This is a genomic window from Streptomyces sp. NPDC001315 (assembly GCF_042896175.1).
Taxonomy (GTDB): domain Bacteria; phylum Actinomycetota; class Actinomycetes; order Streptomycetales; family Streptomycetaceae; genus Streptomyces.
On the sequence record NZ_JBIAWZ010000001.1, the window covers coordinates 925128 to 951450 of the forward strand.

23 protein-coding genes and 1 pseudogene are annotated in these 26323 nt (G+C 70.3%); 6 read left to right on the top strand and 18 right to left on the bottom strand.

All coding sequences use genetic code 11. The annotated features are described in order from the left end of the window. Positions 1-15: 15 nt before the first annotated feature. Entirely contained in the window at positions 16-1545 is a 1530-nt protein-coding gene (locus ACFY16_RS04050) for an aldehyde dehydrogenase (NADP(+)) (protein WP_390645489.1), read from the bottom strand. 144 nt (positions 1546-1689) lie between these two features. Between ACFY16_RS04050 and ACFY16_RS04055 the strand changes: the two genes are divergently transcribed. From ACFY16_RS04055 to ACFY16_RS04065, 3 genes are all read left to right on the top strand, one after another. Then, entirely contained in the window at positions 1690-2463 is a 774-nt protein-coding gene (locus ACFY16_RS04055) for an IclR family transcriptional regulator (RefSeq protein ID WP_390645490.1), read from the top strand. Positions 2464-2466: 3 nt separating this feature from the next. Then, a complete protein-coding gene (locus tag ACFY16_RS04060) occupies positions 2467-2940 on the top strand; it encodes a GNAT family N-acetyltransferase (protein ID WP_390645491.1) in 474 nt (157 codons plus the stop codon). Between the two features lie 153 nt (positions 2941-3093). Further along, a complete protein-coding gene (locus ACFY16_RS04065) occupies positions 3094-4551 on the top strand; it encodes a peptidoglycan D,D-transpeptidase FtsI family protein (protein WP_390645492.1) in 1458 nt (485 codons plus the stop codon). Positions 4552-4638: 87 nt separating this feature from the next. On the opposite strand, the gene ACFY16_RS04070 is transcribed toward ACFY16_RS04065, so the two are convergent. Next, positions 4639-6090: an NCS2 family permease gene (locus tag ACFY16_RS04070; RefSeq protein WP_390645493.1), complete on the bottom strand. Its 1452-nt coding sequence runs from the start codon at positions 6088-6090 to the stop codon at positions 4639-4641. A 268-nt stretch (positions 6091-6358) separates the two neighbouring features. On the opposite strand from ACFY16_RS04070, the gene ACFY16_RS04075 reads away from it, so the two are divergent. Beyond that, positions 6359-6925 (top strand): SigE family RNA polymerase sigma factor, encoded by a 567-nt coding sequence (locus ACFY16_RS04075; protein WP_390645494.1) that lies wholly within the window; start codon positions 6359-6361, stop codon positions 6923-6925. Continuing rightward, complete coding sequence (locus tag ACFY16_RS04080) at positions 6922-7779, top strand: hypothetical protein (RefSeq protein WP_390645495.1); 858 nt, start codon at positions 6922-6924, stop codon at positions 7777-7779. Before ACFY16_RS04075 ends, ACFY16_RS04080 begins: the two co-directional genes overlap by 4 nt. 187 nt (positions 7780-7966) lie before the next feature. On the opposite strand, the gene ACFY16_RS04085 is transcribed toward ACFY16_RS04080, so the two are convergent. From ACFY16_RS04085 to ACFY16_RS04150, 14 genes and pseudogenes are all read right to left on the bottom strand, one after another. Beyond that, positions 7967-8761, bottom strand: coding sequence for an HAD family acid phosphatase (locus ACFY16_RS04085; protein ID WP_390645496.1), 795 nt, complete (start codon positions 8759-8761; stop codon positions 7967-7969). A 292-nt stretch (positions 8762-9053) separates the two neighbouring features. After that, positions 9054-9110, bottom strand: a pseudogene (locus tag ACFY16_RS04090) (hypothetical protein); the annotation flags it as partial. Positions 9111-9203: 93 nt separating this feature from the next. Further along, positions 9204-10523: a polysaccharide lyase family 1 protein gene (locus ACFY16_RS04095; protein ID WP_390645497.1), complete on the bottom strand. Its 1320-nt coding sequence runs from the start codon at positions 10521-10523 to the stop codon at positions 9204-9206. Positions 10524-10780: 257 nt separating this feature from the next. Beyond that, positions 10781-12118 carry an ABC transporter substrate-binding protein gene (locus ACFY16_RS04100; RefSeq protein ID WP_390645498.1) on the bottom strand — a complete coding sequence of 446 codons (1338 nt, stop codon included), beginning with the start codon at positions 12116-12118 and terminating at the stop codon, positions 10781-10783. A gap of 83 nt (positions 12119-12201) precedes the next feature. Continuing rightward, the gene (locus ACFY16_RS04105) at positions 12202-12678 is read right to left on the bottom strand and encodes a hypothetical protein (RefSeq protein ID WP_390645499.1); all 477 of its coding nucleotides are present in this window, start codon (positions 12676-12678) and stop codon (positions 12202-12204) included. A 33-nt stretch (positions 12679-12711) separates the two neighbouring features. Next, positions 12712-14256, bottom strand: coding sequence for a family 43 glycosylhydrolase (locus ACFY16_RS04110; protein WP_390645500.1), 1545 nt, complete (start codon positions 14254-14256; stop codon positions 12712-12714). Further along, positions 14253-15098, bottom strand: coding sequence for a PmoA family protein (locus ACFY16_RS04115; protein WP_390645501.1), 846 nt, complete (start codon positions 15096-15098; stop codon positions 14253-14255). The genes ACFY16_RS04110 and ACFY16_RS04115 overlap by 4 nt, the downstream gene beginning before the upstream one ends. Then, positions 15098-16261 (bottom strand): Gfo/Idh/MocA family protein, encoded by a 1164-nt coding sequence (locus ACFY16_RS04120; RefSeq protein WP_390645502.1) that lies wholly within the window; start codon positions 16259-16261, stop codon positions 15098-15100. The genes ACFY16_RS04115 and ACFY16_RS04120 overlap by 1 nt, the downstream gene beginning before the upstream one ends. A 160-nt stretch (positions 16262-16421) precedes the next feature. Then, a complete protein-coding gene (locus ACFY16_RS04125; RefSeq protein ID WP_390645503.1) occupies positions 16422-17318 on the bottom strand; it encodes a carbohydrate ABC transporter permease in 897 nt (298 codons plus the stop codon). Continuing rightward, complete coding sequence (locus ACFY16_RS04130) at positions 17315-18250, bottom strand: carbohydrate ABC transporter permease (RefSeq protein WP_390645504.1); 936 nt, start codon at positions 18248-18250, stop codon at positions 17315-17317. Before ACFY16_RS04130 ends, ACFY16_RS04125 begins: the two co-directional genes overlap by 4 nt. Before the next feature lie 171 nt (positions 18251-18421). Continuing rightward, positions 18422-20167, bottom strand: a complete 1746-nt coding sequence (araD, locus tag ACFY16_RS04135; RefSeq protein ID WP_390645505.1) for an L-arabinonate dehydratase — start codon at positions 20165-20167, stop codon at positions 18422-18424. After that, complete coding sequence (locus ACFY16_RS04140) at positions 20164-21075, bottom strand: dihydrodipicolinate synthase family protein (protein WP_390645506.1); 912 nt, start codon at positions 21073-21075, stop codon at positions 20164-20166. The genes araD and ACFY16_RS04140 overlap by 4 nt, the downstream gene beginning before the upstream one ends. Continuing rightward, positions 21072-21728: a GntR family transcriptional regulator gene (locus ACFY16_RS04145; RefSeq protein WP_390645507.1), complete on the bottom strand. Its 657-nt coding sequence runs from the start codon at positions 21726-21728 to the stop codon at positions 21072-21074. Before ACFY16_RS04145 ends, ACFY16_RS04140 begins: the two co-directional genes overlap by 4 nt. A 156-nt stretch (positions 21729-21884) precedes the next feature. After that, positions 21885-22634, bottom strand: a complete 750-nt coding sequence (locus ACFY16_RS04150) for an MBL fold metallo-hydrolase (protein WP_390645508.1) — start codon at positions 22632-22634, stop codon at positions 21885-21887. A 186-nt stretch (positions 22635-22820) separates the two neighbouring features. Between ACFY16_RS04150 and ACFY16_RS04155 the strand changes: the two genes are divergently transcribed. Next, positions 22821-24053, top strand: a complete 1233-nt coding sequence (locus ACFY16_RS04155; protein ID WP_390645509.1) for an MFS transporter — start codon at positions 22821-22823, stop codon at positions 24051-24053. On the opposite strand, the gene ACFY16_RS04160 is transcribed toward ACFY16_RS04155, so the two are convergent. Then, the gene (locus tag ACFY16_RS04160; RefSeq protein WP_390645510.1) at positions 23990-25153 is read right to left on the bottom strand and encodes a hypothetical protein; all 1164 of its coding nucleotides are present in this window, start codon (positions 25151-25153) and stop codon (positions 23990-23992) included. The genes ACFY16_RS04155 and ACFY16_RS04160 overlap by 64 nt on opposite strands. After that, positions 25150-26091: a 5-dehydro-4-deoxyglucarate dehydratase gene (locus tag ACFY16_RS04165; RefSeq protein WP_390645511.1), complete on the bottom strand. Its 942-nt coding sequence runs from the start codon at positions 26089-26091 to the stop codon at positions 25150-25152. Before ACFY16_RS04165 ends, ACFY16_RS04160 begins: the two co-directional genes overlap by 4 nt. Between the last annotated feature and the right edge of the window lie 232 nt (positions 26092-26323).

Consider the following 26323-nt stretch of genomic DNA (forward strand, 5'->3'; position numbering starts at 1 on the left):
GCGCCCCTTACGGCACTATCGCTCCAACTGGCCGTTGAACCGACGAGGCAGCCCCAGCGGATTCTCGTCCCGCAGCTCCGCGGGAAGCAGCGCCTCGGGAGCGTTCTGGTACGCGACCGGCCGCAGCCACCGCTCGATGGCCGTGCCACCCACCGACGTGGACGTGGACGTCGTAGCCGGGTACGGCCCCCCGTGATGCTGGGCCGGCGCCACAGCGACACCGGTCGGCCACCCGTTGACCAGCACACGTCCGGCCAGCGGGGTCAGCTCGGCGAGGATCTCCGCGCCGCGCCCCTCACCCGCCGCCTCCTCCGCGGACAGCTGAACCGTCGCCGTGAGGTTTCCGGGCAGCCGCGACAGCACACCCCGCACCTCGGCGTCGTCCTCGTAGCGGGCCACCACGGTGACCGGCCCGAAGCACTCCTCGAGCAGCAGGTCGTGTTCGCCCTCCGCGGCCAGCCTGCTCGCCGGCACGGTCAGGAAGCCCGCGCTGACGGTGTGCTCGCCGCCCGCGCCCGGCGTCACCGGGGAGTCCACGTCCGGCAGCTCCGCACGCTCGGCGACACCGGCGATGAAGTTGTCCCGCATACGGTGGTCGAGGAGGACCCCGGAGTCCGTGTCGCTCACCGCGGCCGTGAGCGACTTGACCAGTCCGTCGCCCGCCGCGCCGGACGGCACCAGCACCAGCCCGGGCTTCACGCAGAACTGCCCGACGCCCATCGTCATCGACCCGGCGAGCCCGGCCCCGATGGCCTCCGCGCGCTCCGTGGCCGCGGCCTCGGTCACGACGACCGGGTTCAGCGACCCCAGCTCGCCGTGGAACGGGATCGGCGCCGGCCGCGCGGCCGCCGCGTCGAACAGCGCCCGCCCACCCCGGATGGAGCCGGTGAAGCCGGCGGCGCTGACCAGCGGGTGCCTGATGAGCTCGAGGCCGGCCTCGAAGCCGTGCACCAGACCGAGCACGCCCTCCGGAATGCCATGCTCCGCGGCGGCCCGGCGCACCACCTTGGCGACCAGCTCGGACAGGGCCGGGTGGTCCGGGTGGGCCTTGACCACGACCGGGCAGCCCGCGGCCAGCGCGCTGGCGGTGTCGCCGCCCGCGACGGAGAAGGCGAAGGGGAAGTTGGAGGCCGAGTAGACGGCGACGACACCCAGCGGCACCTTGTAGCGGCGCAGGTCCGGGATGGGCGGGGTGGCGGTGTCGTCGGGGTGGTTGATGACCACGTCGAGGAAGGCGCCCTCGTCGACGATGTCCGCGAAGGCCCGCAGCTGGAAGCAGGTGCGGGCGAGTTCGCCGGTCAGCCGGACCGGGCCGAGCGCGGTCTCCGCGTCGGCGGCCTCGACGAGCTGCTCCTTGGCCGCCTCCAGCTGCGCGGCGGCGCTGCGCAGGAAGGCCGCGCGGACGGTGCGGTCGGTGAGGGCGCCGCGCGCGTCGTGCGCGGCACGGACGGCGGCGTCCACCTCGTGGGCTGTGGCCTCCACCGCAACCTGTTCACGCTGCTTCCCGGTACGGGGGTCGACACTCCAGACTGGTGCTGCTGCCACCGCGGGTTCCTCCACATCAAATGCCGCATGCTATGCCGCAGTATTAACGTCATCCACCAGGGGCGTTCGATATACTGAACACTGTCTCTGATGATGAATATGCTGTTGGAGACTATTTCCCGTCGAACGAAGGGGTCAAGGGCGATGTCGGCAGGCGAGACGGGGGGCGGGGCGCAGGTCAAGTCCGCCGTACGGACGGTTGAACTGCTCGAGTACTTCGCCGGACGGCCCGGTATGCACTCCCTCGCGTCGGTCCAGGAAGCCGTCGGCTATCCCAAGTCCAGCCTGTACATGCTGCTGCGCACGCTGGTGGAGCTGGGCTGGGTGGAGACGGACGCGACGGGCACGCGGTACGGCATCGGCGTGCGCGCGCTGCTCGTCGGCACCTCCTACATCGACGGCGACGAGGTGGTCGCGGCGGCCCGCCCGACGCTGGACCGCCTCTCGGACGACACGACCGAGACCATCCACCTGGCCCGCCTGGACGGCACGAACGTCGTGTACCTGGCCACCCGTCAGTCGCAGCACTACCTGCGCCCCTTCACCCGGGTCGGCCGCCGGCTCCCCGCGCACTCCACGTCCCTCGGCAAGGCGCTGCTGAGCACGTACCCGGACGAGCAGGTCCGCAAGATGCTGCCCGAGACGCTCCCCGCGCTGACCGAGAACACGATCACGGACCGCGAGAAGCTCATAGAGGAGCTGCACCAGGTCCGGGAGCAGGGCTTCGCCGTGGACCGCGAGGAGAACACGCTGGGCCTGCGCTGCTTCGGCGTCGCGATCCCCTACCGCACCCCGGCCCGCGACGCGATCAGCTGCTCGGTCCCGGTGGCCCGCCTCACCCCCGCCCACGAACAGATGGTGAAGGACGCCCTGTTCGACGCCCGCGACCGGCTGACGCTCGCCACCCGGAGGCTCTGAACGATGGAGGTCGCTCTCCGCAAGGTGCACGACAGCGACCTGCCGGTCTTCTACCGGCAGATGAACGACCCGGAGTCCCTCCGGATGGCCGCGTTCACCCCCGAGGACCCGGCCGACCGGAACGCCTTCGACGCCCAGTGGAAGCGGATCCGCGCCACGTCCGTGGTCCGCACCGTCCTGGCCGACGGGGATGTCGTCGGGAGTGCCGCGGTGTACGGGGAGCCGGGCGAGCGCGAGGTCACGTACTGGGTGGACCGCGCGTACTGGGGGCGCGGGATCGCCACGGCCGCGCTGCGGGCCCTGCTCGCCGAGGTACGTGAACGCCCGCTGTACGCGCGGGCGGCGGCCGACAACGAGGCGTCGCTGCGGGTCCTGCACAAGTGCGGCTTCCGGGAGAGCGCCCGGGCCAGTGGGTTCGCCAACGCGCGCGGCGAGGAGATCGCGGAAGTCGTACTGAAACTCCAGCATGAGGCATGAGGCATGAGGCATGAGGCATGAGGTCTGAGGTCTGAGGTCTGAGGTCTGAGGTCTGAGGCCACCCTCACATCCGTACGATCTTCATGAACATACGATGAGAAAACCAGGCGGAAAGGAACGATTCCCTCCGCCTCGTTCGTCTCCCCGAGCGGGATGAACAAGACGATCAGGCGCGCATCGGTCTTCGCGCTGCTCCTCGTGTTCGCTCTGCTGGTCAGGGCGACATGGGTGCAGTTCTACGAGGGCACGGCGCTCGCGGACGACAAGGACAACCGGCGCAACGCGATCGAGACGTACGCGGAGCCGCTCGGGAACATCATCGTGGCCGGGGAGTCGATCACCGGCGCGGCACGGACGAAGGACGGCGACCTCGAGTACAGACGCACCTACACGGACGGCAAGCTGTACGCGGCGGTGACGGGCTACGCCTCGCAGAGTTACGCGCCGACCCAGCTGGAGGGCATCTACCAGGACCTCCTGAACGGCACGGACAACCGCCTCAAGACCGCCATGGACACGGTCACCAACAAGCGTGCGGATCCGGGCAACGTGGTCACGACGATCGACCCCGCTGTGCAGAAGGCGGCGTACAAGGCGCTCGGCGACAACAAGGGCGCGGCCGTCGCGATCGACCCGACGACCGGCAAGATCCTGGCGGTCGTGTCGACCCCGTCGTACGACCCGTCGTCGCTCACCGACGCCAACACCGCCGGGACGGCCTGGAAGAAACTCACCGCCGACTCGGAGAAGCCGCTGACCAACCGTGCGCTGCGCCAGCCGCTGCCGCCGGGCTCGACGTTCAAGCTGGTCGTGGCCTCCGCAGCGCTGGAGAACGGGTTGTACTCGTCGGTGGACGAGAAGACCGACAGCCCGGACCCCTACACCCTGCCGGGCACCACCACGGTCCTGAAGAACGAGAGCACCTCCGCGCCCTGCGAGAACGCCACGATCCGGGTCGCGCTGCAGTACTCCTGCAACAACGTCTTCGGGCACATGGCCGTGCAGCTCGGGCAGGACAAGGTGCGGGCGATGGCGGAGAAGTTCGGCTTCAACGACGACAGCCAGGACGTCCCGGTGCGGGCCTACGCCAGCGTGTACCCCTCGGACATGGACAAGGCGCAGACGGGCCTTTCGGGCATCGGCCAGTTCGACGTCACCGCGACCCCGCTCCAGATGGCCATGGTGTCGGCGGCCATCGCCAACGGCGGCAAGCTGGTCTCGCCGCACATGGTCTCGCAGATCACCGACAGCGGCGGCGATGTGCTGAAGAACTACGACGACGAGGCGGGGACCACCCAGGTCGTCAGCTCCGGCACCGCCGAGCAGCTCCAGTCGGCGATGCAGACGGTCGTCGAGAAGGGCACCGGCACGAACGCGCTGATCGACGGCGTCACCGTGGGTGGCAAGACGGGCACGGCCCAGCACGGCGAGAACAACAGCAAGACGCCGTACGCGTGGTTCACGTCGTACGGCAAGTCCGACTCGACCGGCAAGGAGGTCGCCGTGGCGGTCATGGTCGAGCAGTCGGACGCGGCCCGCTCGGAGGTCAGCGGCAACGGACTGGCCGCGCCGGTGGCCAAGGCGATGATGCAGGCGGCGCTGCAGAGCTGAGCGCCGGCTGAGCCTTGGCCGCGCGACCAGCCGCGGGCCGTCCGTGGCTGGTCGCGCGGTTCCCCGCGCCCCTTTGGGGGCGCGGGTCTACTTGACGCCGAGGATCTGCTCGATCGGGTCGATCGCGAAGTACACCAGGAACAGCGCCGACGCCGCCCACAGCAGCCAGTGGATCTCCTTCGCCTTGCCCAGGACCGTCTTGATCAGGACGTAGGCGAGGAAGCCCGCGCCGATGCCGTTGGTGATCGAGTACGTGAACGGCATCACGGCGATGGTCAGGAACGCGGGGATGGCGATCTCGTACTGGTCCCAGTCGATGTTCTTGACCTGGGTCATCATCAGGAAGCCCACGGCGACCAGGGCCGGGGCGGCCGCCTGGAGCGGGACGATGGTGAGCAGCGGGGTCAGGAACAGGGCGAGAGCGAACATGCCGCCGGTGACCAGGTTGGAGAAACCGGTGCGCGAGCCCTCGCCGACGCCGGCCGCCGACTCGATGTAGGAGGTCGCGGAGGAGGACGAGGCCGCGCCGCCGGCGACCGCCGCCGCACCGTCGATCAGCAGCACCCGGCCGAGGTCGGGCACCTTGCCCTCGTCGTCCAGCAGACCCGCCTCGGCGCTGATGCCGACGACCGTGCCCATGGTGTCGAAGAAGTCGGACAGGATCAGCGTGAAGACCAGCAGGACGACGGTGATGGCACTGGTCTCACTGAAGGAGCCGAACAGGCTGAAGTGACCGATCAGTCCGAAGTCGGGAGTGTCGACCACCTTGTCCGGCCACGACGGCGTGGTCAGGCCCCAGGTCTTGATGTCGGCGATCGAGTTGATGACGATGGCCACGACCGTCATCGTCACGATGCTGATGAGGATGGCGCCCTTCACCTTGCGGGCGAGCAGTCCGACGGTCAGCAGCACACCGAGACAGAAGACGAGGACAGGCCAGCCACTGAGGGTGCCGGTGCCGCCGAGCTGGACCGGCACGGTGGTGCCCGCGACGTCGGGGATGCGGCTGACGAAGCCGGCGTCGACGAAGCCGATGAAGGCGATGAACAGGCCGATGCCGACACTGATCGCCTGCTTGAGCGGTTGCGGGATGGCGTGCATGACGGCCTCGCGCAAGCCGGTCACCACCAGCACACAGATCAGCAGGCCTTCGAGGACGATGAGGCCCATCGCGTCGTCCCAGCTCATCAACGGGGCGATCTGGAAGGCGACGACGGCGTTGAGGCCGAGTCCGGCGGCGAGCGCCAGCGGGAGGTTGCCGCCGACGCCCATGATGATCGTCATGACGGCGGCCACCAGGGCGGTGGCGGTGGTGAGTTGGACGGCGTCGAGCTGGTGGCCGAACTTGTCCTTGGCGCTGCCCAGGATGATGGGATTCAGGACAAGGATGTAGGCCATCGTGAAGAACGTGGCGAAGCCGCCACGTATCTCCCGGCCGAAGCTGGATCCCCGCTCGGAGATTTTGAAGAACCGGTCGACGCTGTTCGCCGCGGGTGGCGCCGCACTTGGCCGGTCGGTCACCTTCTGCGTTTCGGACATGGCGGGTACTCCTCGTTGCCTGAATGATCGGTGCGCGGATGCTGGCTGGATTGTTCCCTCGTCGAACCGGTTTCAGGTTTTCTCCGTGTTACGGAATCAGGTTCGGGCAGCCATACGCCGTTCGAAGCCCCGTACGAGCCAAGCGGTCGATCACTGCTACGCTTCCGGATCTCGCCCCGGCCACCTCCCCGGGCTTCCTCATGTCATTTGCATGACACACACAGGCGGCCCGCCGGGTGCCGCACGCCGCACCGAGAAGAGGTCACCCGTGGGCACAGTCGTCGACGACGCCGCCTCGGTGGAGTTCCATGCCTTCTTCGAGCGCCACTACGCCGAACTGTCCCGCCTCGCCCACCTGTTGACGGGAGAGGCGGACGCCGCCGACGATCTGGCGGCGGACGCGCTGCTGGCGCTGTGGCACCGCTGGGACCGGGTCCTGGCGGCCGACCACCCGGTGGCGTACGCGCGGGGTGTCGTCGCCAACCTGGCCCGTACCCGCATCCGCAGCGCGGTCCGCGAGCGCCGGAGAATCGCCCTCTTCTGGTCGCAGCGCGAGGAGAAGACGGAGAACCCGGACATCGCGGGCGTTGTGGACGTCCAGTCGGCGCTGCGTAGACTCCCGTTCCGCAAACGCGCCTGCGTGGTGCTGCGACATGCCTTCGACCTCTCGGAGAAGGACACCGCGCTCGCCCTGGGCGTCTCGGTGGGCACGGTGAAGAGCCAGACCTCGAAGGGAATGGCCGAGTTGCAGAAATTGCTCGGCGCTCAGGAAACCCGGCAGAAGATGCACGCGGTGATGGCGCGCACCAGTGAGGCCGGAGGAAGGGACCGATGACGATGCAGCAGGACGTGCACGACGAGCTGCGCGCCCGGCTGCACGAGGCGGCCGAGGCACACGAGCCGGACCGGGCCCGCGTCCTGGCCCGGATCGAACGCGGGATGGCCGGGCAGGAGCGGCCGGACCACCGGGCGACGCGCCCGCCCCTGTGGAGCTGGGTGCGGATCGTGAGTGCCACGGCCGCGGTCGCGGGCATGCTCGCGGTCGGCGGGTACGCGGTCGCCTCCGCCGTGAAGGACGACGCTCCCCCGCAGCAGGCGGTCGCGGTCTCCCCGACGCCGGCCGGATCCCCGCACGCGACGAACCGTCCGCCGGCCTCACCCCGCTCGACGCCCAGCTCCGGCGGCGCGCACACCTCGGGCAAGCCGAGCACGTCCCCCTCACCCACCGCCCCGAAGTCCACGCCCTCCGCCTCCTCGCTCCCGCCCGCCGACGGCAGCGAGGACGGCCCGCTGTGGTCGGACGGCTCGGTGGACCCGCACAGCAACGACTTCTGGGCGCAGAGCAACATCACCTTCAAGACCTCCGAACAACTGACGTCGCTCACCGTTCAGTTGAAGGTGGCGCAGACCGGCGGGATCAGCTCGACCGGTGCCTGGCGCTCGCTGCCCGAGGACGACTTCACGCTGACGGTGGACAAGCAGGAGGGCTTCCTCGTCTACACCTGGGTGCTCAAGGAGGGCCGTACGGTCGCGGTGGGTGAGTGGGTGTTCGCCGGGCAGTACGACCACGACCGCGGCGGCCGGGACGCGAAGGACGACCGCTACACGATCACGGCCACCACGAGCGGCCAGGAGCGCTCGGTGGGCGGCGACTTCGCCGCCCACGACGACGCCGAGGGCGACTCGTAAGAAATCTCCGGAGAGGCGGCAACCCTTTCCCCGCCCGTGGCGACCAGAAGACGCGACGAACTTCGCGTCCGACTCGCCGGTTCTCATCCCGCTCCCAGGTGGCGTACGCGACGGGACCGGCCCCCGCTCGGTCCGTGGATCGAACGGGGACGGTCCCGTCGGTCAAGCCCGTACCGACCGTCGCGGACTAGCTGACGAAGTACGTCGGGTTGGGCAGCTTGTACGTCCGGTCGGCGTAGCCGCCGTCGAGGTCGGAGTACTGGTCGCCGAAGTTGGCGATGACGTCGTACCCGAGGTCCTCGATGTGCTTGCGGGTGCCGGACTTGTACTGGACGGTCGTGCAGGTCCAGGTGCCCGGGGTGGCGCAGGCGCTGAGGTAGGACGGCGGGTTCGCCTTGTCCTTGAGGAACATGTGGTCGGCGTCGAGGTTCACATCGGCGCCGACCTTCTTCAGGTTCTCGACGGCGGCGGAGCGCTGCGCCTCACTGAGACCCGAGTTGTAGAAGACCTCGACGCCCTTGGACTCCGCGTACCGCACGAGCTCGGGGCTGCCGAAGACGGCCGGGCGGTCGGCCTTGTTGACGTAGTCCGCCCACGTGGCCGAGTCGTAGGTGTAGTTGTAGCGCCTCTCGTAGTCGAGGCTGAGCAGCAGCGTGTCGTCGATGTCGAAGACGACCGCGGGCTTCTCACCCTTGTGGTGTCCCTTGCGGGCGGCCTGGTCGATGTACTTCTTCGCGTCGGCGTCGATGCGCGCCAGGTCCTTGGCGTACTGGCTGTCGGTGGACGGCTGGTACACGCCGTTGCCGTCGAGCGCGGTGCCGTAGTAGGTGTCGATGTCCTTCACCAGGAGCCCGATGTTGTAGGGCTCGTGGGTGGAGTTGGCCGTGGACTGGCCGGCCGTGGCGGCGCCGGCGCCGTAGAGACCGGCGCCGGCGACGACGACGGCTGCGGCGAGCGCCGCGATACGCAGTGGCTTATGCATGACAGGTTTCTACGCGCGTCACCCTGGCGGACGCGAGCCCCGTTGCCTGATCGATACCTCCTTCACAGGCAAAAAACGGGTCAAGCGCCCCGGACGGGCTGGTCCATGGTCGCGCCGATGGTGGTGCTGCCCGTCGTCAGGAACGTGGTGGCGGGCGTGTGCACGACGATCGTCCGGCCGGGGCCGGCCACCTGGTCCACGGCCGCCTGGTCCTCCCCGCCTGGACGGAGTCGCCGGGGCGGACATGGAGGACGCGGCGGTCGTGGGCGAGAGCGGGGGCGGCGCCCGCGCCGGCGCTCGTCAGGAGGAATCCCCTGCGGGAGAGGGGGTGGGGGAGGTGCGAGGGCATGCGACTGCTCCTTCGCGGTGTGGCTCGTGCGGGTCGGGGGACGGGCCGGGGCGGTGCGCCCCGGCCCGATGGGCGGGTGCGTGTGCGGGGACGTCAGCGCAGGCGGCCGGCACCGGCGCCGCAGTCGACGATGCCGGGGACGGCCTTCGCCGGGTCGACCTTGGTGCGCAGGGTGGGCGTCCAGCCGGCGCCCGACTGGAGGACCTCGCCGGGGATCTCCGCGTTGTGGACGGCGATCAGGTCGGTGAGCGTGCCGTTGACGTAGTTGTCGGCGGCGGTGACCGGCGAGACGTTCCACCTCTTCAGGGTCTTCGCCGCGCTGATCCCGTCCGGCAGGGTGAACGCGTTGTGTTCGGCGACGAGCTGGGACTCCTTGCCGATGCCGAAGCTGTAGGAGTAGCCCTCGTCGGCCACGAAGTGGTTGTTGTAGGAGTCGACCTGCCCGAAGCGGACCCGGGGCGCGCGCTCCACCAGGCCCGAGAACAGGTTGTGGTGGAAGGTGACCTTCAGGTGTCCCCGGTCGCCCACGGCGGTGGACTCGCTGTCGCTGTTGCCGATCAGGATCGTCTTGTCGTGCTCGGTGAAGACGTTCCAGGAGGCGGTGACGTAGTCGGCGCCCCGGACGATGTCCAGTTCGCCGTCGTGCTGCTGGTAGAGCATGCCGAAGTAGGTGGGCGCCGCGCTGTCGGGGTGGCTGCCGTCGGTGAACGTGTTGTGGTCCAGCCACACATGGGTGGAGCCGTAGACGACGGCGGTGTCGTACTCGGAGTTCCAGTTGCCGTTGGTGCCGTCGGTGGGGTCCCACTGCGGGAAGCAGTCGATGGGGCTCTCGAAGGCGAGGTTGCGCACGATGACGTTGTCGACGGCCTTGATCTGGAGGCTGGCGCCCTTGAAGCCGGCGTTCTTGCCGACGCCGATGATGGTGGTGTTGGCGGGGATGTCCGCCTTGATGGCCGTGTCCTGGTCGGCGGCGGAGGCGCGGCGCAGTCCCTCGGGGCTGTCGTCGGGCTCGGCGCTCAGGTCGGTGTCCAGGCCCCAGGCTTCCGGTGAGTACTTCGCGAGGTAGGCGTCGAAGTCGTAGCCGGGCGCGGCGAAGGCGTCGCAGCCCTCGGAGACGGCGTCGATCGTCCCCTGCACCTTGATGATCTTCGGTGCGGTGCCGCCCTCGGCGAGGGCGGCCTTGAACTCCGCCCAGGTGGTGACGGTGTGGACATGGGCGGAGTCGGCGGCGGCACCTCCGGTGGTGCCGGTGCCGTAGGAGCCCCAGCCGTCGTTGGCGCCCAGGGTCTGGCGGGTGACGTCTCGGGTGTGGGCCTGGGCGGTGGTGCCGGTCATGGACAGCACGAGGGCGGTGCAGCCGATCAGCGCGGCCGCTCTCACTGTGGCATGGCCATGCCATTTCTGTGTCTTCATTGTGCGGCTCTCTCTTCCGGTTCTGGGATGGTTACGCGGCGGTCTGCGGCCAGGTGGTCCAGGACTCGGGGATCTCCTCGTCGACAACGGCGGCCACAGCAGCCGAGATGACCTGTCTGCGGGTAAGAGACACAACGGTGCCTTTCGAACCGGGGTTGAGGACGTTTCCCCAGGGGCGCGGGTCCGTATCGATATGCGGCTCCGCCGCGTGGGCGCGACCGGCTCGCGGCCGCGCCCACAACCGAAACCACCCGAGCTCAGTGGTTCTTCTTCCAGTCGGCCTGTGCGGCGTTCAGCTGGTCGGCAAGCGTGTCCAGGAATTCCTTCGCGCTCATCTTCCCGAGCAGCACCTTCTGGTAGTTCGGCTCGTTGTCGGCCTTGGAAATGGTGTTCCAGTCCGGCAGGTAATACGGCAGCTGCACAATCTTCGTGTCGCCCCCGTTCAACGCCTCCGCCGCCAGCCTCGTCGGCTCGGCACTCTGAATCCACGCGTCTTTCGCGGCATCGGTGTTCGCCGGCACCTGCCCCGCCGACTCGTTGAACTTGGAGTTCTCCGCGGCCGAGACGGCGAATTCGATGAACTTCCAGGCGGCCGTCTTGTTCTTGCTGGACTTGAACAGGCTCAGCCCGTCGACCGGATTGGAGATCTGCACACGCGTGCCGTCGTCCTGCGTCGGGTTCGGGATGCCCTTGAACTTGTCCGCGCCCAGCGCCTTCAGATGGTCCTGGTAGGAGCCCAGGTTGTGGCTCAGCATGCCGATCGTGCCGCTGTCCCACTGCGCGACCATCTTGGTGAAGTCGTTGTTGACGTCGGCGGACGGGGTGTCCTTCTTGTACAGCGCGACGTACTTCTCCAGGGCGGCCACGTTCTTCGGATCGTTGACGGTGGTCTTGTCGCCGTTCCAGAAGGAGGTGATGCCGGTCTGGCCGTACACCGCGTCGAGGGCCGGCGCGATGGATCCCTCACCGCCTCGGATGGTGAACCCGAACTTGTTCTTGCCCTTGTCGGTGAGCTTGTCGGCGGCCTGGTAGAACTTCGACCACGTGGTCGGGGCGTCGAGCCCGGCCGCCTGGAACAGGTCCGTCCGGTACCACAGCGTGCCGTTGTTGGCCGAGGTCGGCACCTGGTACAGCGTGTCTCCGCCACCGGCCGACTTGCTGACGTCGAGCAGGTTCTGGCTCAGCTTGCCGTTCAGCGAGCTCTTCTCGAGCCGGCTGTCCAGCGGCTCCAGAGCTCCCTGGACCGCGACCTCGGCGAGCACCGCGGTGCCCACGCCGCCGACGTCGGGCAGGCCGCCGCCCTGGATGGCGGTGTCGTACTTGGACTGGGCGCTCGCGGCGGGGATCCCGACGTAGTTGACCTTGATGTCCGGGTACTTCTTCTCGAAGTCGGCGATGATCTGCTTCCAGATGTCGGTGCGGACACCGCCGTTGTTGTCCCAGAAGGTGATCGTGCCCTTGCCGGAGCCCTCGTTGCCCTTGTCCCCCGCCGCGCCGCTGCCGTCGTCGCCGCAGGCGGTGGCGGTCAGCGCGAGCACGGAGCCCAGGGCGACGGCCATGGCGGCGCGCCTGCTTCTGCGGATGCTGCTCTTCATAGGTCGGCTCTCTTCTTCCGGATCCACGGAGATATGACGTTGCGGGGGGTCAGTGACGGTCGTGCGGCGCCAGGTCGCCCGGCTCATGCAGGACCCGTGCCGATCTGCTTCTGCGGCCCCGAGAACCGCGTCACCAGGGCGGGCACGGCTGCCGCCGGGTCCAGCCGACAGGCGTAGAAAAAACGGGGGTCGAAAGCGGTACCCCACTCGTCCTGCCGCCCGGTCGTGTTCTTGAGAATCGACCCGCGCTGCACCAACTCGGCGGCGACGGCCCCGGCGACCCGGATGACGTACGGCCCCTCGGCGGCCGCGTACTTCGCCAGCGAGGCCTGGTCGGTGACCGTGACGACCTCGCCGCCGGCTCCGCCGGAGGTGCCGTCCGCGAGGGAGGCGAAGCCGTGGGGCTGGTCGGTCCAGCGGGAAGCGGCCGACTCGTAGGCCGAAACGGTGGCGGCCTCGGCCTCGCCGACCGTGCCGAGTCCGAGGGCGGCGACCGGGCTCGCGACGGCGGCCAGGACGACGCCCCGCGTCGGCAAGCGCTTGCTATGGAGGTGCGTCATTGCGTCTCCCAACAGGCGTGCGGGTGGGGTGGGTTACAGGGGACTGATCCGGAACTGTGTGAACGTGGCCGCACCGGCGTGCCCGTGCCCCTCGGGCGCCGACGCGAACAGGCCGAGCAGGGCGCCGACCCAGCGCCAGGGCATGGCGGCGAAGACGGGACCCGACGTACGGAGGCCGTCACCGGCATCGGACGAAAAACGGCACCGCGCTCCGGCCCCGATCTCGATCCGCAGCCTCGCCCGCCCTTCGGGCGCGAGCCGTGGATGCTCGGCATCGCGCTCCTTCCCCCACTGCCCGAAAGGCGTGGGAGGTGCCCCCACGGCGACAGCCTCGGCGAACCGGTGCACGAGATGCACCGACCCGTCCGCACCCCGCTGGAGGCCGATCCAGCCGAACGCGTCCCCGAGGACCGCGAGCCCGGCCCGCGCCCCCGGCTCCTCGCTGTGCAGCTTCAGCTCCACCTCGACGGCGACGGGCTCTCCGGGCAGCCGCTGGGTGAGTACGCTCGGCAGTTTCCGCAGGTCGTGCACGTCGGCCGAGCGTACGCAGGTCAGCCGCAGCCCGTCGCCGGAGTGCTGGGTGGCCCAGCCGTCATGGGGGTTGGCCGTCCACGACCACTGGCGCCCGTACCGTCCGCCGGGGAAGTCGTCGTCGGTGGCGGGCGCGGCGGACGGCTGCGGCGGCAGGGCGGGCCGCCGGTGTACGGCGACGGGGGCGCCCCCTTCGCCGATCACCGGCCAGCCTCCCCCATCGCCCCACCGCATCGGCTGGAGGTGGACGACACGGCCGTACGCGCCGCGCTGCTGGAAGTGCAGGAACCAGTCCTCGCCGGACCCGGTGCGCACCCAGCCACCTTGGTGGGGGCCGTTGACGTCGGTGTCCTTCTGCTCGAGGACGATCTTCTCCTCGTACGGGCCGAAGAACTCCCGGGCCCGGAAGGCGCCCTGCCAGCCGGTCTCCACTCCCCCCGCGGGCGCCAGGATCCAGAACCAGCCGTCGTGCTTGTAGAGCTTGGGCCCTTCGAGGGTGAACCAGCCGGGGATCCGGTCCCCGTCGACGATCAGCTTGCCGTCGTCGAGGAGGGAGGTCCCGTCGGGGTGCATACGGTGGCCGGTGAGGCGGTTCTTCACGCCGGAGCGGGACTTGGCCCAGGCATGGACGAGATACGCCTCACCGGTCTCGTCGTCCCACAGGGGACACGGGTCGATGAGTCCCTTGCCCTCCTTCACGAGGTGCGGGCGGGTCCAAGGGCCGCGTATCTCAGGGGCGTTGATCTGGAAGATGCCCTGGTCGGGGTCGCCCCAGAAGATCCAGAAGCGGTCGTCGTGGTGCCTCAGCGACGGAGCCCAGACCCCGCAGTCGTGGCGCGGAGCCCTGAACTCCTCCCAGGGTTCGAGGCGTTCGAGGGCGTGCCCGACCAACGTCCAGTTGATCAGGTCGCGGGAGTGCAGCAGCGGCAGGCCGGGGGCGCGGCCGAAGCTGGACGCGGTGAGGTAGAAGTCGTCGCCGACGCGGACGACGTCCGGGTCGGACCAGTCGGCGTTCAGGACGGGATTGCGGTAGGTCTCCTGGGTCACTGGCCGGCCGCCTTCCGCACCAGTGCCGCGGCCGCGTCCCGGCCGAGGCGGCCGTCGGCGACCACGGTGACGATCCGGCGTACGGCGGTGTCGCCGGGCTCGATGGTCAGCCGCTCCTCGGACGCCAGGGACGAGCCGACGCCCGGGTACTCGGTGGCGCGTACGAACCAGGGGTCGCGGCGGGTGGCGTCCGTGGCTCCGGCGAAGACCAGCGTCCAGGTGGCGCCGGCCAGGGCGAGCCAGTCGGCGCGGGTGCCGTGGACGCCGGCCTCGCCCTCGGTGTCGGCGGTGAAGACATCCGGGGGCCGGTCTTCCTTGCGGGCGCGCCAGAAGTAGCCGCCGTAGGCCGCGCCGGAGCGCCCGTTGGTGGCCGGGCTGCCGATCGACAGCGGGTCCGGGGTGACATTGGTGAGGGAGAAGGTGAAGTCCAGCGCCCAGGCGGCCTCGGTGAGTTCGACGGCCGCGACCGTACGGCGCTCGCGCAGCAGCTCCGCGCCCGCGGCCACCCAGCGCAGCTCCTCCACGAAGCCGTCGGGATCGCGCAGCTGGAAGGCCGTGTGCCGCTGGGCGCCGTGGTTGTCGAGCTCGGTCGGACCCTGGTCGCGGACGAAGGTACGCCCGCCCCAGAAGTTGTGCCCCTCGACGTCGGGAACGGCGACACCGACGCCGAGATGGTGGATGTGATCGGCAGGGCTGAGTTCGGTCACGACCGTGCCGGCCAGGGTGGTGACGGGGTGCAGATACGGGCGGGGGGAGAGCCGCCCGGGCAGCTCGGGCCGGGTCACGTAGCGGCCGACCGGGCGGCCCGCGACGCGCAGAACCGGTGAGTCGTTCGCCGTCATCAGGTACTCACCTCTTTCGGGTTCGCTGTCGTGAGCGCCCAGGGGGCGCCCAGTTCGGAGTAGAGGGCGAGGGTGTCGGCGGCGGCCGCGACGAGTCCGTCGATGCCGGGCACGACCCGGCGGCCCTCGGCGGAGAGCAGGTGCCAGGCACCGGCGGGCAGCGGCGCCGGGTCGGGGGCCAGCCGGATCGCCTCGACGACCTTCATGAACGCGCCGGTCGCGTCCGGCGGGACGAGCAGCGGGGTCCGCCCTGTCTCGTCGGTGAGGTGCTCGACGAGGTTCTCCAGCAGGTCCGTACGGCCGTACTCGTACTCCTCCGGGCCGTGATCCGCGCGCTGGAGGAGGACACGGTCCTGCTTGTACCAGAAGGTGATCCGGCCGCGGCTGCCGTGCACGACGACGTACGGCTCGTCCGGGTCCTCGGCGCACAGCGTCGCGGCGACCGTGACCCGGTGGCCCTGCGCGGTGGTGACGCGGACGCAGGACGTGTCGTCGGACTCGATGTCGTTGGCGCGCAGCAGCTCGGTCTCGATGTGGGTGACGTCCTCGGCGCGGCTGGAGCCGCCCAGGGCGAGCGCGGTGGCCACGGCGTGTGCGAGGGGGTTGGTGAGGACGCCGTCGATCACGTCGACGCCGTTCAGCCGCCGCCGGCCCGCCCAGGGCGCCCGCCGGTAGTAGGCCTCGGCGCGCGCCCAGGCGCCGGCGCCGCCGATCCCGGCCACCGCGCCGATCGCCCCCTCCGCGATCAGCTCGCGGATCGCGGGCAGGGCGTGCGCGCCCAGCGACTGGAAGCCGATCTGGCACACGACACCGGCCTTCGCGACCCCGTCGGCCATCCGGCGGAACTCGGCGTAGGAAGGGGCCGGCGGCTTCTCCAGGAGGATGTGCACGCCCCGCTCGGCGGCCGTCAGTGCGAGGTCGGTGTGGGTCGGGATGGGCGTGCAGATCACGGCGATCCGGGCGCCGGTGGAGTCGAGGAGCGCGCCGAGGTCGGCGGACTGCTCGGGCTGACCGAGGCCGTTGAGCTCGTCCGCGGTGAGCGGGGTCAGCTCGCACACGCCCGCCAGCCGTACGAGTCCCTTGTCCTGGAGCCGACGGATGTTGTCGAGGTGCCAGCGGCCGTGACCCCGTGCTCCGGCGAGGACGATGGGCAGTGCGGTCATGGGATCCTCCCGGCGCCGGCGCCGCGCGCCACCTCTCGGTCGGCCGCCTCGGCGCTGTCGATCTTTCCGTGCAGGGTAGGCGTCCGGCCGACGTCGGCTGTGAGAGCTCGCTCGCTTCCCGAAGGGTGACGCGCGCCTGATCGCCCAGACGTTCGACAACTCATCCCTTCACCGCCCCCGCGCTGAAGCCGGTGATCAGCCACTTCTGGATGAACGCGAACACGATCACGACGGGTACGGCCGCGATGATGCCGCCCGCGGCCAGCGCGCCCAGGTCGACGCTGTCCGAGCTCATCAGGGTGTTGAGGCCGACCGGGATGGTCTGCTTGCTCTGGTCGGACAGGAACATCAGGGCGAACAGGAAGTGGTTCCAGGCGTGCACGAAGGCGAAGGAGCCGACGGCGATCAACCCGGGCCGCAGCAGCGGCAGTACGACGATACGGAAGGCGGTGAACCGGGTGCAGCCGTCCACCCAGGCGGCCTCCTCCAGGGAGTACGGCACGTTCCGGATGAAGCCGCTGATGAGGATCATCGACAGCGGAAGCTGGAAGACCGTCTCGGCGATGATGACGCTGCCCAGCGAGTTGATCATCTGGAGCTTGGCGAAGATCTGGAACAGGGGCACCAGGAGCAGCGCGCCCGGGACGAACTGCGAGCACAGCAGGGCCAGCATGAAGGCCCGCTTGGCCTTGAAGTCGAACCGGGCGAGCGCGTAGCCGCCGGCCAGGGCGACGACGGTGGTCAGGAACAGGGTCGCCACGCCGATGAGCACGCTGTTCTGGAAGTACGTGCCGAAGCTCCGCTCCGTCCAGACCTTCTCGAAGTGGTCGAAGGTCATCGGCCAGGGCACGAGCGAGGTCGAGCCGGCCGGGCGCACGGCGAAGAGCAGGATCCAGTAGAACGGGATCAGGGTGAAGAGCAGGTAGACCGACAGGGGGAGGTAGATCTGCCAGCGCGGGGCCTCGTCCCAGGCCCGGCGGCGCTTGGCGGGGCCCGGGGCTTCGGGGGCGACCCGCTCGGGAGCGGGTGCGACCACGGTCGCCTCTTTGGTGATCACTTGTCCTCGCCTCCGAACTTGCTCAGCCGCAGATAGACGACCGAGCAGAAGAGCAGGATCACGAACGCGACCGTGGTCAGGGCGGACGCGTAGCCGAAGTTGTGGGCGTCGACGCTGGTGTTGGCGATGTAGAGCGGGAGCGTCGTGGTCTCGCCGGCCGGGCCGCCACCGGTGAGGGTGTAGAGCAGGTCGACGTTGTTGAACTCCCAGACCGCGCGCAGCAGCGTGGACAGGACGATCGCGTCCTTCAGGTGGGGCAGCGTGATGTGCCAGAACTGCTTCAGCCGGCTGGCGCCGTCGACCTCGGCGGCCTCGTACAGGTCCTTCGAGACGGACTGGAGGTCGGCGAGGATGAGGATCGCGAAGAAGGGGACACCGCGCCACAGGTCGGCGACGATCGCCGCCGGGAACACCGTGGAGGTGTCCGACAGCCAGCTGGTGCCGTAGTCGCCGATGCCCATGTCCGCGAGGTAACGGGTGATGCCGGTCTGGGAGTTGTAGAGCAGCACCCAGATCGCGGAGGTCAGCACGCCGGAGACGGCCCACGGGGAGAAGACCAGAGCACGGCCGAGACCCCGGCCGACGAAGGTCTGGTTGACGATCAGCGCCAGCGCGAGACCGCACAGCAACTGCAGCCCGACCTCGACGACGACCCACTTGGCGCTGAAGGTCAGCGTGTCCCAGAACTGCGGGTCGTCGGTGAAGGCGTGGACGAAGTTGTCGAAGCCCGCGTAGCCGTTTCGCCACGGCTTGGTGGGGTTGTAGTTCTGCAGGCTGTAGTAGAAGACGCTGATGACCGGGTAGGCGATGAAGCCCAGCATCAGCAGGGCCGCCGGGGCGATCAGCAGATACGGGAGCCTGCGGGGCGTGGCGGAGGCACGGCGCCGCCGGGGTGGCGCGGGCGGTTTCGCCACGGCTGCGGCTTGGGCCATGACTGTTCTCCGTTCGCTTGCGGTGGGTCGTGTGCGGGGGGCGGGTTGCGTTGCGTCGCGCAGGAAGCGCTTGCTACCAGCTCATGCGTGAAGCGCTTCGCGTGTCTCGTTCGATCTCGTTTTCTCGTTCGATCTGCGGATCAAGGGAGCGGGAGGCCCGGAAGGCCGCCCTCACCCCGCGTACGGGTCCGGCACCTTGCCCGGCCGGGCCAGGAACTCGAAGTCGCAGCCGGTGTCGGCCTGGGTGACCTGCTCGTTGTAGAGCGCGCCGTAGCCGCGTTCGTAGCGCACGGGCGGCGGTGTCCACTCCGCCCTGCGCCGCTCCAGCTCCTCGTCGTCCACGTCGAGATGGAGGGTGCGTGCCTCGACGTCCAGGCTGATCGAGTCGCCCGTGCGCACCAGGGCGAGCGGTCCGCCGATGTACGACTCCGGTGCCACGTGCAGCACACAGGCGCCGTAACTCGTGCCGCTCATCCGGGCGTCGGAGATCCGCACCATGTCCCGCACGCCCTGCTTGAGCAGATGGTCGGGGATGGGCAGCATCCCGTACTCCGGCATGCCCGGGCCGCCCTTGGGGCCGGCGTTGCGCAACACCAGCACGCTGTCCGCGGTGATGCCGAGCTCCGGGTCGTTGATGGTCCGCTGCATCGTCCTGTAGTCGTCGAAGACGACCGCGGTTCCGGTGTGCTTGAGCAGGTGCCGCTCGGCGGCGATGTGCTTGATGACGGCGCCGTCCGGGCAGATGTTGCCGCGCAGGACGGCGACCCCGCCCTCGCCCGCGACCGGGTTGTCCCGCGGGCGGATGACGTCGTCGTTGTGCACCTGGGCGCCGGTGATCTGCTCGCGCAGGGTGTCGTACGAGATCGTCGGCCGGTCGAGGTGGAGCAGGTCCGGGATGCGGGAGAGGAACCCGGGGAGGCCGCCAGCGAAGTGGAAGTCCTCCATGAGGTACGTCCGGCCGCCGGGGCGGACGTTGGCGAGAACGGGGACCGTGCGGGCGATGCGGTCGAAGTCGTCGAGGGTGAGAGTGACGCCGGCGCGGCCCGCCATGGCGATCAGGTGGATGACGGCGTTGGTGGAGCCGCCGAGGCCGAGGACGGTGGTGACGGCGTCCTCGAAGGCGTCACGGGTGAGGATGGCGGAGAGGGTCCGCCCCTTGTGGACTTGTTCAACGATCCTCATGCCGGATGACGCGGCCATCCGATCGTGCCCCGAGTCCACGGCGGGAATGCTCGACGCCCCCGGAACCGTCACACCGAGCGCCTCCGCGGCGGCCGTCAGCGTGGACGCCGTACCCATCGTCATGCAGTGCCCGGGCGAACGCGCGAGCCCGTTCTCCAGCTCGGCCATCTCGCAGTCGCCGATGAGGCCGGCCCGCTTGTCGTCCCAGTACTTCCACATGTCGGTGCCGGAGCCCAGGACCTCGTTGCGCCAGTGTCCGGGCAGCATGGGCCCGGCGGGCACGAAGACGGTCGGCAGGTCGACGGAGGCCGCCCCCATGAGGAGGGCGGGGGTGGTCTTGTCGCAGCCGCCCATCAGCACGGCACCGTCCACCGGATACGACCGCAGCAGTTCCTCGGTCTCCATCGCGAGCATGTTGCGGTAGAGCATCGGCGTCGGCTTCTGGAAGGTCTCGCTCAACGTCGACACCGGGAACTCCAGCGGGAAGCCGCCCGCCTGCCACACACCCCGCTTCACGGCCTGGGCCCGGTCCCTCAGGTGCACATGGCAGGGGTTGATGTCGGACCAGGTGTTGAGGATCGCGATGACGGGCTTGCCGAGGTGCTCCTCGGGGAGGTAGCCGAGCTGGCGGGTGCGGGCGCGGTGGCTGAAGGAACGCAGTCCGTCGGTGCCGTACCACTGATGACTTCTGAGCTCCTCCGGGCGCTTCACCGGGCGCTCTTCCCCGGGCTTCATATGGACCACCCGGCGGCGATGGCGGCGACCTCGGCCCGCTCCTGCTCCGGCAGGGCCCTGCTGGGCGGGCGGACCTCGCGACGGCACAGGCCGAGGGAGGCAAGGGCTTCCTTGACGACGGTGACGTTGTTGGCGGAACCGCCCGCCGCACGCAGTTCCTCGAAGCGGCGGATCTGTTCCCAGACCTTCATGGCGGCCGGGTAGTCACCGGATCGAAGCGCTTCGATCATGTTCAGCGAAACGGACGGGGCGACGTTCACGAGTCCGGAGGTGAAGCCGGTGGCCCCCGCGGAGAAGTACGAAGGGGCGTAGGGCTCGGCGAGACCGGCGACCCAGACGAACCGTTCCAGTACGGCGTCGCGGGCGAAGGCGGCGAAGCGGGAGGCGTCGGGGACGGCGTACTTGACGCCGATGACGTTCGGGCAGGCGTCGGCGAGCTCGGCGAGGCGGGCGCCGGCCAGCTGCGCGTTGCGGATGTACGGGACGACACCCAGCTCCGGCACGGCCTCGGCGATGGCGCGGTGGTAGTCGACCCAGCCGCGCTGCGAGACGTAGGGGTGGACTGGCTGGTGGACCATCACCATCTGCGCGCCGAGCTCGCGGGCGTGGCGCGCGGAGGCGACGGCGGTGGGGATGTCGTGCCCGACCCCGACGAGGATCATTGAACGATCCCCCGCCTCATCGATCGTCAACTCAGTGACCAGACGGCGCTCTTCGGGAGTGAGGGCGTAGAACTCGCCGGTGTTTCCGTTGGGAGTGAGGGTGGTGATCCCGCCGTCGAGCAGACGGCGCAGCAGAGCCCGGTGAGCGTGCTCGTCGACGGAGCCGTCCTCAGCGAACGGGGTCACCGGGATCGCCACCACGTCGGCCAGGGCCGCCCGCTGGGTCTCGAACGCCACGCTGCTCATTCCTGACCTTCCTCTGCCTCGGCCTGGGGAAACGCTCGCCGCACGAAGGACGCGATGTGGGCGTGCAGGGCGCTCGCCGCACCGTCCGCGTCCCCGGCCAGGGCGAGCCGCAGGATCTCCCGGTGCTCACCGGCCTCCCGCTCCCAGGAGGGCGAGGCCGCCCAGGCGACCGCGGAGACCAGGGCCGCCTGGTCGCGGACCTCGTCGAGCATGCGGCCCAGCAGCGGATTGCCGCACGGCAGGTACAGGGCGCGGTGGAACTCCCGGTTGGCCAGGGAGCGTTCGGCGGCGTCCGTGGCGTCGTCGGCCCGGGTCAGCGCGTCACGCGCGGCGTCCAGGGAGGCCCCGCGCCGTACCGCACGCTTCAGCGCCTCGGGCTCCAGGAGCAGCCGGACGTCGTAGACCTCGCGCGCCATGTCCGCGTCCACCATGCGCACCGTGACGCCCTTGTACTGGTTCATCACGACGAGTCCGGTGCCGGCCAGGGTCTTGAGCGCCTCGCGCACCGGGGTCTTGGACACCCCGAACTGCGCGGCGAGCTCGGTCTCGACCAAGGCCTGACCGGGCGTCAACTTTCCGGTGAGGATGCGGTGTTTGATCCCTTCCAGCACGAACTGCGTGCGGGAGGGGATCGGCGTGGGCACAGAGGTCATGCGCGCCTCTCGGATCTCGCGTATCGGATCTCGCGTATCGCGTCTCATATATGACGTACGAAGTACGACGCGTTGAAGGTAGGAGTGGCCCTGTGTTTCGTCAATGCTTCTGGCAAAGGAAGTCGAGGTTGCCGGGACGGAAGGGGCGCGGACGCCTCAGAAGTTCCGCGTCTCACCCTCGCGCGCGGCGGAGGTCCTGCCGCCGAAGAGCGCGGCGGCGCGTTCGACGGCCGCCTCCCGGGTGAGTGTGGGACCCACATGGGTGATCAGAAGTTCTCGCGCGCCCTTCGCGTACGCGGCCGCGTCCTCGGGTGTGAGATGCACCTGGCGTTCGCCTTCGCGACGGCGGTCGATGTCGGCCTCGCAGAGGAACACGTCGGCGCGGTGGGCGAGTCGGGTGAGCGCGTCACAGGGACCGCTGTCCCCGGAGTACGCCAGGACGCTCCCCTGGCATTCGGCGCGCAGTCCGTACGCCTCGGTGTCGTGGAGGACGGCGTGTGAGGCGAGCCGGAGGTTCCCGTGCTGTGCGACATGACCGTCGTGCACGGGACGGAGGTCGATGACGCCGCTCAGGAAGCGTATGTCCGGACGCCCGAAGAACCCGGCGAGGCGGCGCGCGCAGTCCTCCGGGGCGTACACGGGGATCGGGGCCGGCGGGGTGAGCCCGCCGTAGGCGAACGCGTAGACGGCGGAGAGCAGGTCGGCACTGTGATCGGCGTGCAGGTGGGAGATCCAGATCGCCGTGAGCCGAGCGGGATCGGTGTGCCGCTGCAACTCGGCAAAGGTTCCCGGTCCGGCGTCCACCCACACCTCGGCGCCCCCACCACGGAGCAGATAGCCGGAGCAGGGGCGGTCCGGCTGCGGGTGCGGGGAGGCGGTGCCGAGGACGGTGAGGCTCATGGGCATGGCCGGGAGACTACGTTTCCCGGCCCCCGCCCGCTCTCCGATCGGGATCGTTCACGGCTTCCGGCCCGGGTCCCGGCCGCTCAGTCCCCAGGAACGGCAGACCGACGGCGACCGCGGAACCCATCGCGGCTTCTACGGCACCTGCCCGATGCCCGTGCCCCCGCCTTAGCACCACGATGACCAGGCATGACGACAACCTGGACAGTGGTGCGCGTGCTGCGCGACCGCACCGCGGCGCTGTATCTGGCGGCCCTCGTGGTCTCCGGATTCGGCACCTCGGCGCTGTGGCTGGCGGCCGGCGTGTGGGTGAAGGACCTGACGGGTTCGGACGGGCTGGCGGCGCTGTGCATGCTCGCCATGTGGGCGCCGTCCCTGGCCGGCCCGCTGCTGGGCACCCTGGCCGACCGCACCCGCCGCAAGCCGCTGCTGATCGCGGTCGACCTGCTCATGGCGGCACTGCTGCCCACGCTCTTCATCGTCGACTCCCCGGGCGGTCTGTGGCTGCTCTTCACGGTCCTGTTCGTGTACGGCGCGGCGTCCGTCGTCCACGAGGCGGCCAAGTCGGCGCTGGCCGCCGCCGCGGTGGACCCGGCGCTGCTCGGCGACTTCAACGGGCTGCGGATGACCGCCGTGGAGGGCATGAAGCTGGTGGCCCCGCCGGCGGGGGCGGGGGTCTACGCGGCGTACGGCGGCCCGAGCGTCGCCCTCCTGGACGCGGTGACCTTCGTGTGCGCGGCCCTCCTCTACGCCTGCGTCCGGGTCCGTGAGAGCAGGCCCGAGCCGCCCACGACGGGCTGGCGGGAGCGGACCGCCGAGGGCGCCCGCCACCTGTGGGCGCACCCCAGGCTGCGCGGCCTGGTCCTGGCGGGCGGTACGACGATGCTCTTCGCGGGGCTCAACGGAGCGCTGGTCTACGCCGTCGTGGACGGCCTCGGCCACTCCCCCGCGTTCACCGGCGCGCTCGCCGCCGTACAGGGCGCCGGGTCGGTCGCGGTCGGGTTGGCCTCCGGTCCGGTTCTGCGCCGCCTCGGTGAACGGTGGTTCGCGGCGACCGGGATCGCGCTGACCGCCGTCGCCGTGGCGCTGCGGGCGGTCCCCTCCGACGCGGTGGCCCTGGGGTGCGGCGCGGCGATCGGCATGGGGCTGCCCTGCGTGCTGATCGCCGCGCTCACCGCCGTACAGCGTGAGACCCCGGGCCCGCTGCTGGGCCGCGCCGCCGCCGGCGCCGACACCCTGATGTTCGCGCCGAACGCGATCGGGCTGGCCGTGGGCGCGGGCCTGGTCGAACTGGTCCCCTACCAGCCGCTGCTGGTGCTGTTCGGTGCGGCACTGCCGGTGGCGGTCGTACCGCTGTTTCAGCGTGCGGCGAGCGCCTCCCGCACCGCAGCCAGGTCGCCGTCCGACGCCAACCCCGCGTGATAGAGGCGCAGTTGGGTGGCGCCGAGGTCGCGCGCCCGTGCCGCGTCCGCCGCCAGGGTGCCGGGGCTGCCGCCCATCCCGGAGACCACGGTGAAGTTGGCGGCGACGACCGCCCCCTCCCGCCCCTGCTCCGCGAAGGGCGTCAGGAGGCCGGTGCCGCCCGCGCAGGGCACGACCACGCCGTCCGCGACGGACAGGATGTGCGCGGGGTCGACGCCGGCGTTCGCGCCGCAGTGGTACGGCACCGGGTCCGCGTGCAGCAGGACCTGGAAACCGTCGGGTGCGGCCGCGCGGACCGCGGCGACGGCCGCCTCCTGGAGCGTGCGGGCCGTTTCGTCGCGCCACGCGCGTGTGGCGGTCGCGTACGTCTCGCCGAGCATCTTCTCGACACCCGCCCAGCCTCCGTCGTCGGCCGCGCCCTGCCACAGCGGCTCGAGCGCGTCGCGTACGGCGGTCGCCAACTCGTCGGCGTCCAGGCCCTGTTCTCCGTACCCCGCCCGGCAGGCCGGGCAGAAGCAGAGCGCCATCAGGTACTGTCCGGCGTCCCCCAGGCCGACCCCGCCGGTCTTGTCGTGGGCGTGCAGATGGGGCAGCCCGTACCAGCCGAGGGACTCCAGCTCGGTGCCGCCCGCGCCGGGGCGTACGGCGGCCTCGGCGGCCAGGTCGACGAGGTACGCGCGCGTGGCGGGCTGCGCGATGCACGGCGCCCAGGGGTAGCGGTCGCCGTAGGCGTTGACGACCGAGGTGTCCGGATGCTCGGCGCCCAGGCGGGAGTTGTGCGCGAGGACCACCCAGGTGTGCACGTCCAGACCGGCGGCCGAGAGCGCGGCGGCCGCCTCGCCGTAGGCGTCCCCGGGCGCCCAGTCCCCGGCCGGGTACGGGCGCAGGGCACGGCCCGCCCAGCGGCCGTCGGCGGGGTAGAGCACGGCCGCGTGCTCGGCGGTGACGATGCGGTGGCGCGGGTGACGCGGGGTCAGGGCGCGGGTGGAGTGGTAGGCGGCGGCGAGGGTGACCTGCTCGACGCCGAGGGCGGCGATGCGCGCGGGCGCTTCCGGATCGCCGTTGACGTCCCAGGGGTAGACGAATGCCGACGCCTTCACTTGTCCTCCTCCAGCAGCGCGTAACCGCGTTCGATCACCTGAGCGAGTTGCTTGACATGGTCCTCGGTCGGCTCGTGCAGCGGCGTCCGCACCTCCCCGACGTCGAGCCCGCGCAGCCGTACGCCGGCCTTGACCAGGGAGACGGCGTAACCACGGCCCTGGGCGCGCAGTTCGACGAAGGGGCGGTAGAAGCCGTCCAGGAGGCGGTGCGCGGTGGTGTCGTCGCCCGTCCGGAGCGCCTGGTGGAAGGCGAGGGCGATCTCGGGGACGAAGCAGAAGACGGCGGAGGAGTAGAGGGTGATGCCGAGGGCGCGGTAGGCGAGCTGGGTCTGCTCCGCGGTCGGCAGGCCGTTGAAGTACAGGAAGTCGCCGGGCACCTCGGACCGTACGGCGCTCACGATCCGCTGCATGAGGTCCAGGTCGCCGAGGCCGTCCTTGAGGCCGATGATCCCGTCCGTGCGCGCCAGCCCGACCACGGTCTCCGGGGTGAACACGGCGTTGTCGCGCTGGTAGACGATGACGGGCAGGTCCGTCGCCGCGGCCACGTCCCGGTAGTGCCGCAGCAGCCCTTCCTGGCCGGCGACCACGAGGTACGGCGGCATGGCGAGCAGGCCGTCCGCGCCGGCCGCCTGCGCGAGCCGCGCGTACCGTACGGCGAGCGCGGTCCCGTACCCGGCGCCCGCGACCACCGGGACGCGCCCGTCGGTCGCCTCCACGGCCGCCCGTACGCACGCCTCGAACTCCTCGGGCGCCAGCGCGTGGAACTCCCCGGTGCCGCAGCAGGCGAAGACGGCGGCGGCACCGGCCTCGACTCCACGGCTCACGTGCGTGCGGTAGACGTCGAGGTCGACGGAGCCGTCGGGCCCGTAGGCGGTGACGGGGAAGAACAGCGGCCCGCTGGGGATGCCGAGTCGAGCGGCGAGAGGGGCTGGCGTCACGGGCTCTCCCTGGGACAGGCGCTCACGTTTCCGATCCGCGCTCATGCTTCTGATCGGTGTCTACATTTCTGAACATGCTCACCCTATGGAGGCCGTTCCGGGCCGGTCAAGCGCCCAAATCCCCGACACAGAAGCGGATTCACCAGGTCCGCGCCACATCCGCGCCACACTTGACGGGACCTGCCGACGATCCTTAGCGTTTCCACGGATGTGAATATCGTCCACAGATGCG